The organism is Stenotrophomonas sp., assembly GCF_036662295.1.
In the GTDB taxonomy this organism is placed as follows: Bacteria; Pseudomonadota; Gammaproteobacteria; order Xanthomonadales; family Xanthomonadaceae; genus Stenotrophomonas.
In genome coordinates, this window is sequence record NZ_JAVWXA010000106.1 from 1 (window position 1) to 13,197 (window position 13,197).

13 protein-coding genes are annotated in these 13,197 nt (G+C 69.5%); 10 read left to right on the top strand and 3 right to left on the bottom strand.

Annotated features, from left to right (window positions below; genetic code table 11):
* Window positions 1–194 precede the first annotated feature (194 nt).
* The gene (gene ggpS, locus RSA25_RS16210) at window positions 195–2,441 is read right to left on the bottom strand and encodes a glucosylglycerol-phosphate synthase (protein WP_332809882.1); all 2,247 of its coding nucleotides are present in this window, start codon (window positions 2,439–2,441) and stop codon (window positions 195–197) included.
* A gap of 75 nt (window positions 2,442–2,516) precedes the next feature.
* Window positions 2,517–3,767 (bottom strand): MFS transporter, encoded by a 1,251-nt coding sequence (locus RSA25_RS16215; protein ID WP_332809883.1) that lies wholly within the window; start codon window positions 3,765–3,767, stop codon window positions 2,517–2,519.
* A gap of 248 nt (window positions 3,768–4,015) precedes the next feature.
* Here RSA25_RS16215 and RSA25_RS16220 point away from each other — a divergent pair, with 248 nt between their 5' ends.
* On the top strand, window positions 4,016–5,554 hold the full coding sequence (locus RSA25_RS16220; protein ID WP_332809884.1) for a hypothetical protein: 1,539 nt from the start codon (window positions 4,016–4,018) through the stop codon (window positions 5,552–5,554).
* Window positions 5,555–5,627: 73 nt separating this feature from the next.
* Window positions 5,628–6,263 (top strand): hypothetical protein, encoded by a 636-nt coding sequence (locus RSA25_RS16225; protein WP_332809873.1) that lies wholly within the window; start codon window positions 5,628–5,630, stop codon window positions 6,261–6,263.
* 45 nt (window positions 6,264–6,308) lie between these two features.
* Here RSA25_RS16225 and RSA25_RS16230 read toward each other — a convergent pair whose 3' ends face one another.
* Entirely contained in the window at window positions 6,309–7,244 is a 936-nt protein-coding gene (locus RSA25_RS16230) for a DUF3011 domain-containing protein (RefSeq protein WP_332809874.1), read from the bottom strand.
* 201 nt (window positions 7,245–7,445) lie between these two features.
* Here RSA25_RS16230 and aspS point away from each other — a divergent pair, with 201 nt between their 5' ends.
* From aspS to RSA25_RS16270, 8 genes are all read left to right on the top strand, one after another.
* Window positions 7,446–9,197 carry an aspartate--tRNA ligase gene (gene aspS / locus RSA25_RS16235; protein ID WP_332809875.1) on the top strand — a complete coding sequence of 584 codons (1,752 nt, stop codon included), beginning with the start codon at window positions 7,446–7,448 and terminating at the stop codon, window positions 9,195–9,197.
* Window positions 9,198–9,224: 27 nt separating this feature from the next.
* The gene (locus tag RSA25_RS16240) at window positions 9,225–9,563 is read left to right on the top strand and encodes a DNA primase (protein WP_332809876.1); all 339 of its coding nucleotides are present in this window, start codon (window positions 9,225–9,227) and stop codon (window positions 9,561–9,563) included.
* A gap of 20 nt (window positions 9,564–9,583) precedes the next feature.
* Complete coding sequence (locus tag RSA25_RS16245) at window positions 9,584–10,108, top strand: GNAT family N-acetyltransferase (RefSeq protein ID WP_332809877.1); 525 nt, start codon at window positions 9,584–9,586, stop codon at window positions 10,106–10,108.
* Between the two features lie 123 nt (window positions 10,109–10,231).
* Entirely contained in the window at window positions 10,232–10,864 is a 633-nt protein-coding gene (locus tag RSA25_RS16250; RefSeq protein ID WP_332809878.1) for an alpha/beta fold hydrolase, read from the top strand.
* Window positions 10,865–10,945: 81 nt separating this feature from the next.
* Window positions 10,946–11,677 carry a YebC/PmpR family DNA-binding transcriptional regulator gene (locus RSA25_RS16255; protein WP_332809879.1) on the top strand — a complete coding sequence of 244 codons (732 nt, stop codon included), beginning with the start codon at window positions 10,946–10,948 and terminating at the stop codon, window positions 11,675–11,677.
* A gap of 129 nt (window positions 11,678–11,806) precedes the next feature.
* Complete coding sequence (ruvC, locus tag RSA25_RS16260) at window positions 11,807–12,328, top strand: crossover junction endodeoxyribonuclease RuvC (protein ID WP_332809880.1); 522 nt, start codon at window positions 11,807–11,809, stop codon at window positions 12,326–12,328.
* 10 nt (window positions 12,329–12,338) lie between these two features.
* Entirely contained in the window at window positions 12,339–12,929 is a 591-nt protein-coding gene (ruvA, locus tag RSA25_RS16265; RefSeq protein ID WP_332809881.1) for a Holliday junction branch migration protein RuvA, read from the top strand.
* A 117-nt stretch (window positions 12,930–13,046) separates the two neighbouring features.
* The coding region (locus RSA25_RS16270) for a KUP/HAK/KT family potassium transporter (protein WP_332809885.1) at window positions 13,047–13,197 on the top strand (151 nt) is incomplete at its 3' end.

Sequence of the window (13,197 nt, forward strand, 5' to 3'; positions counted from 1 at the left end):
GGTGCAGGATCGCGAGGAGCCGGCCAGCGGCCGGCACTACCGGTGCAGGATCGCGAGGAGCCGGCCAGCGGCCGGCACTACCGGTGCAGGATCGCGCGGAGCCGGCCAGCGGCCGGCACTACCGGTGCAGGATCGTGCGGAGCCGGCCAGCGGCCGGCACTACCGGTTCAGGATCGCACCGGCCCGCACCTGCACTACCCCGGCGGATGGCTGTCGCGCACGGCATCCAGGAAATCGCGGCCCCAGCGGTCCACGTCGTAATACTCCACGCTGCCGAACAACTGGCGCATGCGGCCGGTGGCTTCTTCCTCGGGCATCGACAGCGCCTGCAACAGGCCGGCGGTGAGGTCGGCCGGATCATGCGGATTGGTCAGCACCGCGCCCTTGAGTTCGGCCGCCGCGCCGGCAAATTCGCTCAGCACCAGCACGCCACTGCTGCCCTCGATGCCATGGGTGGCCACGAACTCCTTGGCCACCAGGTTCAGGCCATCCCGCAGCGGCGTGATCCACATCACCTGCGCGGCCGCGTAATGGGCCACCACCTCCTCGAACGGCAAGGCCTGGGCGAAGAACCGCACCGGGGTCCAGTCCAGCCGCGAGAAGCGCCCGTTGATGCGCCCCACCGCCTGTTCGATCTGGTTCTGCAGCGTGCGGTACACGGTCATCTCGCGCGCGGCCGGCACGCACACCATCAGCAGGGTCACCTTGCCCTGGCGGTCTGGATGCTGTTCCAGCAGGCGCTCGAAGGCCTCCAGCTTGGCCAGCGTGCCCTTGGTGTAATCCAGCCGCTCCACCGACAGCACCAGCTTGCGGGCACCGATCTCGCGGCGCAGCTTGAAGATGTCGTTGCGCACCTGCGCGCGGGCCAACACACCGTGGATGCGGCGCAGGTCGGTGCCCACCGGATGGGCGCCCAGCGCCACCTCGCGGTCGCCCACGCGCAGCCGCGTGGTCATGGTGTCCAGGCCCACCGCGCAGCCGTAGGTGAGGAAGCGCGGCGCGCAGCTCTCCCAGGCCAGCCGTTCGGCCGGCATCGCCCCGCGCACCACGTCCACGAAGTTCTCCACCTGGCGCGGGATGTGGAAGCCGATGTAGTCGCACGACAGCAGGCTGCCGATGATCTCGCGCCGCCACGGCACCACGTTGAACACGTCGGCCGAAGGGAAATAGGTGTGGTGGAAGAAGGCGATCTTCAGGTCCGGGCGCAGCTCGCGCAGCGTGGCCGGCACCATCCACAGGTTGTAGTCGTGGATCCACACCGTGGCCCCGTGCGCGGCTTCGGCCGCGGTGGCTTCGGCGAACTTGCGGTTGACCTTCAGGAACACCTGCCAGTCGTCCTCGCGGAACTTGGCGCGCTCCCAGAACACGTGCAGCATCGGCCAGAACGCTTCCTTGGAGAAGCGCTTGTAGAAGATGTCCACCTCCTGGCGGCTCAGTGGCACGCGCGCGGCGGTGAGGGTGGGGTAGCGCTCGGCATCCACCGCCAGGTGGGTCTGGAAGGGGCCGCGCTTGGGATCATCGATGCCCCAGGCCACCCAGGAGCCTTTCTGGCCGCCTTCGAAGAAGCTCAGCAGCGAGGGAATGATGCCGTTGGGCGAACGCGGCGGGCGCTGCACCAGCACGCCGTCCTCCACCACCTCATCGAAGGGCAGGCGGTGGTAGACCATCACCAGGTCGGCACCGTCGCGGCGGGCCGGCGCATGCGGGCGCAGGTAGGGGTCATCCTGGGCGAGCAGGCCGAAGTGCTCGATCGCTTCCAGGATGCCGCCGCAACCCGGCGCGGTGGCGTGGTAGGTGTGCGCCAGTCCGGCCGTCGCCGTGGTCAGCGCCGGCTCCGAATCGCCCACGCATACCCCGCGGAAACCGGCGGTGTACATCGACAGGTCGTTGAGCGTGTCACCAGCCACCAGGATGCGGTCGCGCGGCAGTTCCAGCAGGCGCGACAGCGCGGCCAGCGTGCGGCCCTTGTCCGTGTCCGGCGGCAGGATGTCCAGGTAGCGGTCGGCCGAATACAGCACGTCGCAGCCCAGCGCCTGCGCGGCGGCCTGGATCTGCGCGCGCAGCGGCGCCAGCGTCTGCGGATCGCAGAAATACGAACAGCGCCGTTCCTGCGGCACGTCCTGGCGCTGCAGGGCGGTGAAGGGGCGCATCGCGGCGGCCACCACGTGCTCACCGGGCCAGTGCGCGTCGATCATCGATTGCAGGGGCTGCAGGGGCTGCAGGGTGTGGCCGTCCACCACGGTGGCGCCGACATCGCAGACCACGTAGTCCGGGCGCGGGATAGCGGGGTCGGAGAGCAGTGGCATCACCGCTTCCAGGCCGCGGCCGGTGATGAAGATCAACGCGATACCGGGGTGCTGGTCGACCAGCCGGTACAGGCGGTGGCGCGCGGCGGCATCGCCGGCGAGAAAGGTGCCATCCAGGTCGGTGGCGAGGATCAGTTGCGGTGCCGGGGCGGCCGGCGGTGTACGGGCGGGGCTTGCGGTATTCGGTGTCGATACAGTCAATGCACTTCCTTATCGGAGCGGAGGAGAGGGGGTGTCCGGCGGCACCTCGGTGTCGGTCTCGGGCATCAGTTGCAGCGCCGACGGCGTGGTGCGCAGCATCAGCCGGAAGCCGACCGGATGGGTGCGCACGCGCTGGAAGCGCAGCAGGCGGGCGGTGGTGAAGGCGGCCAGCAGCACCAGCACCAGCGCGAAATACAGCGGCAGCGCGGCCGCGCCGAAACGTTGCATGGCCGCGCCGGCCAGCGCCGGGCCGATCGCGGCGCCCACGCCGTGCACCAGCAGCAGGCTGGAGCAGCCGGACAGCAGGTGCTGGCGCGGCAGGTAGTCGAGCATGTGCGCCACGGCGAAGGGGTACAGCGAGAACGCCAGCCCGCCGTAGAAGAAGAACAGGCCGAATACCAGGTGCGTCTGCACCTGGATCATCGGCAGCGAGGCCACCACGGCGATGCCGGCGGCAGCCAGGCACAGCGCGACCAGCCCGCTGCGGCGGTCATGCCCGTTGCTGATCTGGCCCAGCGGCCATTGCAGCAACGCGCCACCGAGGATGGCGGTGAGCATGAACAGCGCCACGCCATTGCCGTCCAGCCCGATCGCACCGGCATACACCGGCAGCAACCCCCAGAAGGCGCCCATCGCCAGGCCGGACAGGCCGGCGGCCACGGTGGCCACCGGCGCCATCGCATACAGCCGGCCCAGCGACAGCCGGCTCACCACCGGCACCTCCGGCTGGGTCAGGCGGGTGGCCGTGACCGGAAGCACCGCCGCGCACACCAGGATCGCGGTGAACATGAACATCGCCACCGCGCTGGCATCGCCCAGCATCAGCAGCACCTGGCCCAGCGCCAGCGCCGAGAGGTTGACCACCATGTACAGCGAGAACGCGCGGCTGCGCCGGCCCGGGTCCGGCTCGGCGTTGAGCCAGCTTTCAATCACCGTGTACAGCCCGACCAGCGCGATGCCGGTGGCCACGCGCAGCACGCCCCAGCCCAACGGATGGATCCATAGCGGGTGCAGGAGGATGGCGATGGCCGCCAGCGCGGCAAAGAAGGCGAAGGCGCGGATATGGCCGATGCGGCCGATCAGCGAGGGGGCCACGAACGTGCCGAGGAAAAAGCCCGCGAAGTAGCCGGACATCACCAGCCCCAGCGTGCCGGCGCCGAAGCCGGCCTGGCCGCCGCGCACCGCCAGCAGCGTGCCCAGCAGCCCGCTGCCGGTCAGCAGCAGCGCGACGCCGGTCAACAGGGCGGTCAGCCGCCACATGGGGGCGACCTCGGTGGCATTGAACATGAAAACACCTGGCCCACCCTAACACAGGCCGATGACACGCCCGCTGCACGAACGCGCGCTGCAGGCGCCGCGCGCGGGTTGCGCAATGCCGGTGAACGCTGGAAACTCCGCGGGCCGCGCGCGGCCGCCGTGCGCGTTCTTTTCCGCTTTTTCCCGGTATCGGGAAGGGTTCAACAGGAGTACCAGGTGTGATCCAGGACGTCGATTCAACGCGCAGCCTTCTGCCGGGCCGGATCCTGCTGTACGTCGGCATGGCGATGTTGCTGGCCCTGCTGGTCTACGGCTGGTCGATGCCGCCGGTGGACGCCTCCGGATTCCGCCAGACCCAGACCGCGCTGTCGATCGACTGGATGGCGCGTGGTTTCCCGGTGTTGAGCTACATCACCCCGGTGATCGGCGCGCCCTGGGCGATCCCGTTCGAATTCCCGCTGTACCAGTGGCTGGCGGCGATGCTGGTCAGCGCGACCGGCATGGAGGTGGGCAACAGTGCGCGGCTGGTGTCGGCGTTGTTCCACCTGGGCTGCATCGGGGTGGTGTACCGCCTGGTGCTGGTGATCCGCCCCGATCGCGCGCTGGCGCTGTGCATCGCGGGCGCCTTCGCGGTCTCGCCGTATGCGCTGTTCTGGGGGCGCTCGGTGATGATCGAGTCCACGGCGGTGTTCTTCGGCCTGGTCTTCGTATGGGCCCTGGCGCTGCTTCGCGAGCGGCCGCAGGGCGCGGCGCGCATGATCGGGCTGGGCCTGCTGGCGGTGGTGGCGGCCATGCTGTCGGCACTGGTCAAGGTGACCACCTTCTTCGGCTTTGCCGCCTTCGTCGCCCTCGGCGTGGCCTGGCTGGCGCTGCGCGAGCAGGGCTGGCGCCCGCAGTGGCTGGCCCGGCATTGGCCGATGCTGGCCTGGGGCGCGCTGTCCGCACTGGCCGTGCTGGCCGTGTTGATGCAGTGGCTTTCCCACGCCGATGCACTCAAGGCGCAGTCGCCGCTGGGCCGTGAGGTCACCTCCAGCGCCTTGTCCACCTGGAACTACGGCACCCTGCAGCAGAAGCTGGACCCGGCCACCTGGTGGGGCACGGTGTTCAAGAAGCGCTTCAGTGGCGCCGTCGGTTCCAACTGGGTGTTCCTGATCCTGCTGGTGGTGGGCCTGTGCGCGCGCCCGATCCGCGCGGCGGTGGCGCTGCTGCTGGTGGCCTACCTGGCACCGGTGGCGGTGTTCACCAACCTGCATATCGCCCATCCGTACTACCAGGCGGCCACCATCGTGTTCGCCACCTCCATCGTCGGGCTGGTGGTGTGGTGGACGCTGCAGCGTGCGCAGGCCAGCGGCAAGACCTCGCGCCCGCTTTGGCTGGTGGGGCTGCTGTGCCTGCTGTCGCTGGCCAACGTGGGCGGCAACTACGCCAAGCGCATGCGCGAGGCGCGGGTGCCGGGCGAGGTGGCGCAGATCGCCGCGCTGATCAAGGCGGGCACGCCGGCGCAGGGCGTGGTGGTGGCCTTCGGCCAGGACTGGTCCTCCGAGCTGCCGTATCTGTCCAGCCGCCGCGCGGTGATGGTGCCCGACTGGGCCCCGACCAGCGCGCTGGCCTCGATGGCCGCCACGGACGACGCGCTGGGTGGCTTGCCGATCGGCGCGCTGGTCAACTGCCCTAATGCCATCGGCAGCGACGCGCAGCGCAGCGCGTTGCAGCAGCAGATCATCGCCCGCTACAGCGCCGGCATCGCGGCCCGCAGCGTGGGGCAGTGCCAGGTGTGGCTGCATCCCTGAGCCGGGGCGCTCGCCGGCAGCGGCGGGCGCTGCGCGGTTTGCGCCGGCCGTGCCGGGCCGTTCGGGTGGGGGCATGAATGTTTTCGTTGTTGTTCCCGCCGTTGCACTGCTCGCCCTGGCCGGCTGCTCCCGCCATTCGGATGCGGTGTCCCACGACATCGCCAACGCGCCGGCCGATGCCTTCCTGGCGGCGGTCGCCGCGCATTGCGGCAAGGCATACGAAGGCCGGGTGATCGCCGACGAGCCGCGCACCGATGCGCCCGATCCCTTCAAGGGCCAGCGCCTGGTGATGCATGTGCGCGGGTGCGAGGATACGGCGCACGAACTGCGCATTCCCTTCCATGTGGGCCAGGACCACTCGCGCACCTGGGTCATCAGCCGTACTGGAAACGGCCTGCGCCTGAAGCACGACCATCGCCATGCCGACGGCAGTCCGGATGCGGTCACCCTGTACGGCGGTGACAGCGCGCCGCCGGGCACCGCCCAGCGCCAGGCCTTCCCGGTGGATGCCGAATCGGTGGCGATGTTCCGCAAGGCGGACATGCTGCCCTCCACCCACAACACGTGGGCGATGGAGATCGAGCCGGACCAGCGCTTCACCTACGAGCTGACCCGGCCCGGCGGCCGTCGGTTCCAGGTCGAGTTCGACCTGACCAAGCCGGTCGCCTTGCCCCCGCCGCCGTGGGGCAGCGACCCCGCCACCCCGTAACCCCCGGCACCGCCGGCCATTGGCCGGCGACGTCGTATTCGCCCCTCAGCGCACGCCAAACCGCGCGCGGCAGCCGTTGCTGACCCACAGGCTGGCGTTGGTGTAACCCCAGCTGCGGCCTTCGGTGCAGGCGCTGCCCGACAACTGCTGGACCAGCACCGGCCGGCCCTGGCGGGCATCCCAGGCGCAGGTCTGCTGGCGGTTGCTGTTGCTGCTGCAGGTCACGCTGTAGTTGCTGTTGCCACCGCCCGATCCGCCGCCCCAGCCGCCACGGGCTTCGGCAAACTCGCCGCGGCAGCCGCGGTTGACCCAGATCGCACCGTTGCGCACGCCCCAGGTCTGGCCCTCCACGCAGGCCGAGCCGGACACCTGGCGGACCAGGGTCGCATTGCGCCAGCCGGTCGTGCAGGTGCGTTCGCGGTTGTCCTGGCTTTCGCAGCGGATGGTGCCGCCGCTGCCGCCACCGCCCCAGTTGCCGCCGCCGCCCCGGCCTTCCACGAAGTCGGCGCGGCAGCCGCCGCTGACCCACACCGTGCCCTCGCGCGAGCCCCAGGTGCGGCCTTCCTGGCAGGCCGTGCCGGAGATCTGCCGCGACAGCCGCGCGCTGCGCCAGCCGGTGTTGCAGACCCGCTCGCGGTTGTTCTGGCTCTCGCAACGCACCGTGCCGTTGTTGCCGCCACTGTTGCCGCCGCCGTTCCAGCCGCCGCTGCCGGTGAGCGAGGTGGCGATGTCCTGCTTGATCCGGGAAAAACCCCAGCCCGAATTGACCTGGGCCAGGTAGAAGCGCAACTGGTCGTCGGGGATGCGGCGGCCGTTGGACTGGTCGGCGTACTCCTGGGTGATCACCCGCGAGCGGTCGCTGGAGGACAGTTGCGACAGGTTCTCCGGGGCATAGGCGCGGGTGCTCATCTGGGCCTGGACGGCGGGTGCGCTGCAGCCCAGTGCCAGGGCCAGGCAGGCGACGGTGAGGCGACGGTTCATGGCGGCATCCCCTTGCGGTCATTGGTGGGCGGACTATAGGAACCGGCAGGGTTCACGGCGCGTGATGCCCGCCGGCTGGACCGCCGGGGCCGGCGGGGCGGGGCCGGGCGCCCCCGATTTGCCCCGGCGCAAGCTACCCCGCAGAATAAAGGGCTGTCCGGCGCACCTGGTGCCGGCATTCTCCTGCGGAGCTTTACCCCCATGCGTACCCACTTCTGCGGCCTGGTCGACGAGACCCTGATTGGCCAAACCGTAACCCTCGCCGGCTGGACCGACGTTGCCCGCAACCAGGGCGGCGTCTGCTTCATCGATCTCCGCGATCATGAAGGCATCGTGCAGGTGACGGTGGAGGTGGACAATGCCGCCGTGTTTGCCGTGGCCGCCTCGCTGGGCTATGAGGACGTGCTGCAGGTGGAAGGGGTGGTGCGCGCGCGCCATGCGGTCAACGACAAGCTGCGCACCGGCAAGGTGGAAGTGATCGCCACGGCCATCACCGTGCTCAACAAGGCCGAGCCGCTGCCGTTCCACGCGCACGAGAACCCGGGCGAGGAAACCCGCCTGAAGTACCGTTACCTGGACCTGCGCCGCCCGGAGATGCAGCGCATGCAGCGCACCCGGATCAAGCTGGTGCAGGCGCTGCGCCGGCACCTGGACGCCACCGGTTTCCAGGACATCGAGACCCCGATCCTGACCAAGGCCACCCCGGAAGGCGCGCGCGATTTCCTGGTGCCGGCGCGCATGCACCCGGGCGAGTTCTACGCCCTGCCGCAGAGCCCGCAGCTGTTCAAGCAGATCCTGATGGTGGCCGGCTTCGACCGCTACTACCAGATCGCGCGCTGCTTCCGCGACGAAGCCCTGCGCGCCGATCGCCAGCTGGAGTTCACCCAGCTGGACATGGAGTTCGCCTTCGTGGGTGAGCGCGATGTGCAGGATTTCGTGGAGAACATGATCCGCGCCATCTTCAAGGAAGTGGTCGACGTGGACCTGGCCGCCAGCTTCCCGCGCATGACCTGGGCCGAGGCGATGCGTCGCTATGGCTCGGACAAGCCGGACCTGCGCATCGCGCTGGAGCTGGTGGACGTGGCCGAGCTGGTCAAGGCCAGCGAATTCCCGGTGTTCACCGCTGCCGCCAACGATGCCGAGGGCCGCGTGGCCGCGCTGCGCATCCCCGGCGGTGCGGTGCTCAGCCGCAAGCAGATCGACGAGTACGCCGCGCATGCCGCCAAGTACGGCGCCAAGGGCCTGGCCTACATCAAGATCGCCGACAACGGCGAGGTCAGCTCGCCGATCGCCAAGTTCTTCAGCGAAGAGGCCTTCGCCGCGCTGGTTGCGCACGTCGGGGCCGGCAACGGCGACATCGTGTTCTTCGGTGCCGGTGGCTACAACAAGGTGTCCGACTTCATGGGCGCGCTGCGCCTGAAGGCCGGCAAGGACTTCGACCTGGTCGCCGCCGGTTGGGCGCCGCTGTGGGTCACCGATTTCCCGATGTTCGAGTTCGACGACGAAGCCCAGCGCTACGTCGCCCTGCATCACCCCTTCACCGCCCCGGCGGTGGACGACATCGCCGACCTGCGCGCCAACGCCCGTACCGCCGTGTCGCGCGGCTATGACATGGTGCTCAACGGCAACGAGATCGGCGGTGGCTCCATCCGTATCCACCGCTCGGACCTGCAGAGCGCGGTGTTCGAGCTGCTCGGCATCGGCGCCGAAGAGGCCGAGGCCAAGTTCGGCTTCCTGCTCGATGCGCTGCGCTTCGGCGCGCCGCCGCACGGTGGCATCGCCTTCGGCATCGACCGCATCGCCGCGCTGATGGCCGGCACCGAGTCCATCCGCGACGTCATCCCGTTCCCCAAGACCACCGGCGCGCAGTGCCTGATGACCGGCGCCCCGTCGCCGATCCCGGACGAGCAGCTGGCCGAGGTGCACGTCCAGGTCCGCCCGCGCAAGCATTGATTCCTACACACCCCGGAGAGCCAGGCAATGACCGAATTTGCGTTTTCGCTGGAATGGGAAAAGCTGGGCAATGACAACGCCGACGCCAACCTGGTAACCGAGCGCGCCCGCGTGTTCGGCGGCTGGCTGGTACGCGTGGGCACCAATCCGGCGGCCATGGCCCTGACCTTCGTCCAGGATGGCGAAGGCCGCTGGGATGGCGAGGACTTCGGCGTGGAAGACTACGAGGAAGACGAGGACCTCGACGAGGAAGACGAGGGCGAAGAAGAGGAAGAGGAAGAAGAGGAAGACGAGGAGGAGTACGAGGACGAGGAAGAAGAGGAGGGCGAGGATGACGACCACGCCCCCCACGGAGCGCAGGCCTGAGGCCTGCCCGGACGCCCGCCATGTACGCCATCCGCCGCGCCACCGTTGACGACGCACCGACCCTGTCGGTGCTGGCCACGCGCACCTTCGTGGAAACCTTCGGCACCCTCTACCCTGCACAGGACCTGCAGGACTTCCTCGATGAGGCCTATGCCGTGGACCGGCAGCGCACCATCCTGGCCCACCCCGATTACGCGGTGTGGCTGCTGGAGCGCGACGGCGTGGCGGTCGGCCATGCCGCCGCCGGCCCCTGTGGCCTGCCGCACCCGGACGTGCAGCCGGGCGACCGCGAGCTCAAGCGCCTGTACCTGATCAAGGACGAGCAGAGCTGCGGCTGGGGCAGCCGGTTGCTGGAAACGGCATTGGACTGGCTCGAGCGTGACGGCCCGCGCACGCTGTGGCTTGGCGTGTGGTCGGAAAACTTCGGCGCGCAGCGCTTCTACGCGCGTTATGGGTTCAGCCAGGTCGGCACCTATGAGTTCCCGGTGGGCAGCGTGCGCGACCTGGAGTTCATCCTGCGCCGGCCGCCCGGCCCGGCGCGCTGACCCGCGCTTTTTCGCTTCCATCGGAACGGACCGCAACGGCTTCACCCGCCGTTGCGCGGTCCATTCGTCTAATGGCCGTGTTTCCTCCCGCAGGTCCCCAAGCCAACCGGCTAGGCTGAGTGCATGACTCCCCCTGTTTTACTGCTACATGGCATCTGGAATGCACGCGCGTGGGTTGGGCCGTTGGCCTGGCGCCTGCGCGCCCGCGGGTTCAGCGTGGATACCTTCGGCTACGCCAGCGTGTTCGGCGGCCCCGACGTGGCCGTGCCCCAACTGCTGGAGCGGCTGAAGGACTCCGGGCCGGTGTCGCTGGTCGGGCACAGCCTGGGCGGCCTGGTCGCGCTGGAGGCGCTGCGTCGACAGCCGGACCTGCCGGTATCCCGGGTGGTCTGCCTGGGCTCGCCGCTGCGTGGCAGTGGCACCGCCCGGTCGCTGGCTGACCACGGCTGGTCGCTGGCACTGGGCCGCAGCAGCGAACTGCTGCTGGATGGCCTGCCGGCCTGGGAGGGCAGGGCCCAGGTGGGCCTGGTCGCCGGCTCCGTCCCGCACGGGCTGGGCAGCCTGCTCGGGGCGATCGGCGAGGCCTCCGATGGCACCGTGGCCCTGGATGAGACCCAGCTGCCCGGCCTGGCCGACCATTGCGTGGTCCCGGCCAGCCACAGCGGGCTGGTGTTCTCCCCGGAGGCGGCACGGCAGACCGCCGCGTTCCTGCACGAGGGCCGGTTCCGCCACGACCGGGCCGCCCATGCGGCCTGACCCGGGCCGGGGCTAACACGGTACAGGCGGTCGATCAGGTAGAATCCGCGCCCTGTTCCTCATGCAAGCACGGAAATACCCATGGGTAGAGGTCCCTCGATCGAGAACCGCAAAAACGCGTCGGACGCGAAGCGCGGCAAGATTTTCACCAAGATCATCCGCGAGATCGGCGTTGCCGCGCGCGGCGGTGGCGGGGACCCCAACAACAACCCGCGGCTGCGGGTTGCCATGGACAAGGGCCTGGCCTCGAACATGTCCAAGGACGTGATCGAGCGCGCCATCAAGAAGGCCACCGGCGAGCTGGAAGGCGTGGAATACGAAGAGATCCGCTACGAGGGCTATGCCCCCGGTGGCGTGGCCGTGATCGTGGACTGCCTGACCGACAACCGCGTGCGCACCGTGGCCGATGTCCGCCATGCGTTCAGCAAGTGCGGCGGCAACATGGGCACCGAGGGCTCGGTGTCCTTCATGTTCAAGCGCGTGGGCGTGCTGCATTTCGCCGCCGGCGCCAATGAGGAAGCCGTCACCGAGGCCGCCATCGAGGCCGGCGCCGACGACATCGTGATCTACCCCGAAGACGGGGCGATCGATGTGCTGACCGCCGCCGACAGCTATCACGCGGTCAAGGACGCCATGGAAGCGGCCAAGCTGACCCCGGACCATGCCGAGCTGACCTTCCGCGCCGACAACGACATCAAGGTGGAGGGCGACACCGCCCTGCAGGTCAAGAAGCTGCTGGACATGCTCGAAGACCTGGACGATGTGCAGGACGTGTTCTCCAACGCCGATCTCGGCGCGGACGCCTACGCCTGAACGGACGCCCCGCCGGTCGCTTTGCGCGACCGGTGAGCGGACAATGCGGACCATGATGACTCCTGCCGTTTCCTGCCATCGCCGCCGCATCCGTCCGCGCCGGGCCGTCCCCGGCCGCGTGCGTGCCGCATGACCCGCATCCTCGGCATCGACCCCGGCTCCCAGCGCACCGGGGTCGGCATCATTGACGTGGATGCCGCCGGCAAGGTGGTGCACGTGCACCACCTGCCGCTGGTACTGCTGGGCGCCGATGATTTCCCCCAGCGCATGAAGCTGCTGGTGCTGGGCCTGAACGCCCTGGTCGAGGAATACCGCCCCGACGAAGTGGCCATCGAAAAGGTGTTCATGGCGCGCAACCCCGACTCGGCGCTCAAGCTGGGCCAGGCGCGGGGCGCGGCCATCTCGGCGGTGGTCATGCGCGACCTGCCGGTCAGCGAATACGCGGCCACCGAGATCAAGCTGGCCGTTGTCGGCCGGGGCGGGGCGGAAAAGCAACAGGTCCAACACATGGTCGGGCTTATGCTCAACCTGAAAACCAAGCTGCAGGCCGACGCCGCCGACGCGTTGGCCGTGGCCATCACCCACGCCCACGTACGGGCCACGGCACAGCGCCTGGGCGTCAATGCCCGCATGGCCTGGAGCCGTAAATGAGGAACACTGCATGATTGGTCGTCTGCGCGGGATCGTGGCCTACAAGGCGCCGCCGTGGCTGCTCATCGACGTCAATGGCGTCGGCTACGAGCTGGAGGCGCCGATGAGCACCTTCTACGACCTGCCCGAGCTGGGCCGCGAGGTCACCTTGTTCACCCACTATGCGCAGAAGGAAGACAGCGTCTCGCTGTACGGCTTCCTGCGCGAGGGCGAGCGCCGGTTGTTCCGCGACGTGCAGAAGGTCAGCGGGATCGGTGCCAAGATCGCGCTGGCGGTGCTGTCGGGGGTGAGCGTGGATGAGTTCGCCCGGATGTTGCAGGCCGGTGACATCACCGCGCTGACCCGCATCCCCGGGATCGGCAAGAAGACCGCCGAGCGCATGGTGCTGGAGCTGCGCGACCGCGCGGCCAACTTCGGCGGCGGCGGGGCCCCGATCGCCGGCGCCGCGCCGGCCACCGACCCGGTGTCCGAGGCTACCGTGGCGCTGCAGCAGCTGGGCTACAAGCCGACCGAGGCCGCGCGCATGGCGCGTGAGGCCAACGCCGAGGGCGACGATGTCGCCACCGTCATCCGCAAGGCCCTGCAGGCCGCGCTGCGCTGATCGGCGCGCTGCCCTTTTCCTGACCTCGACCGCGTCGCCCGGAGCCCCATGTCCACCTCTCCCACCCAGCACGACAGCGGCCACGCCGCCCACGGCCACGCGCCCGCGGCCGGCGGCATGGCGCTGATCATCGGCGCCATCGGCGTGGTCTTCGGCGACATCGGCACCAGCCCGCTGTACACGCTGAAGGAGGCCTTCTCCCCGCACTACGGCCTCAACAGCGACCACGACACCGTGCTGGGCGTGCTGTCGCTGGCGTTCTGGGCGT

Excerpts from the sequence above, each read along its gene's own strand:
- RSA25_RS16215 (WP_332809883.1), bottom strand. The coding sequence starts at position 3,767 with ATGTGGCGGCTGACCGCCCTGTTGACCGGCGTCGCGCTGCTGCTGACC.
- RSA25_RS16225 (WP_332809873.1), top strand. The coding sequence starts at position 5,628 with ATGAATGTTTTCGTTGTTGTTCCCGCCGTTGCACTGCTCGCCCTGGCC.
- RSA25_RS16230 (WP_332809874.1), bottom strand. The coding sequence starts at position 7,244 with ATGAACCGTCGCCTCACCGTCGCCTGCCTGGCCCTGGCACTGGGCTGC.
- aspS (WP_332809875.1), top strand. The coding sequence starts at position 7,446 with ATGCGTACCCACTTCTGCGGCCTGGTCGACGAGACCCTGATTGGCCAA.
- RSA25_RS16240 (WP_332809876.1), top strand. The coding sequence starts at position 9,225 with ATGACCGAATTTGCGTTTTCGCTGGAATGGGAAAAGCTGGGCAATGAC.
- RSA25_RS16245 (WP_332809877.1), top strand. The coding sequence starts at position 9,584 with ATGTACGCCATCCGCCGCGCCACCGTTGACGACGCACCGACCCTGTCG.
- RSA25_RS16250 (WP_332809878.1), top strand. The coding sequence starts at position 10,232 with ATGACTCCCCCTGTTTTACTGCTACATGGCATCTGGAATGCACGCGCG.
- RSA25_RS16255 (WP_332809879.1), top strand. The coding sequence starts at position 10,946 with ATGGGTAGAGGTCCCTCGATCGAGAACCGCAAAAACGCGTCGGACGCG.
- ruvC (WP_332809880.1), top strand. The coding sequence starts at position 11,807 with ATGACCCGCATCCTCGGCATCGACCCCGGCTCCCAGCGCACCGGGGTC.
- ruvA (WP_332809881.1), top strand. The coding sequence starts at position 12,339 with ATGATTGGTCGTCTGCGCGGGATCGTGGCCTACAAGGCGCCGCCGTGG.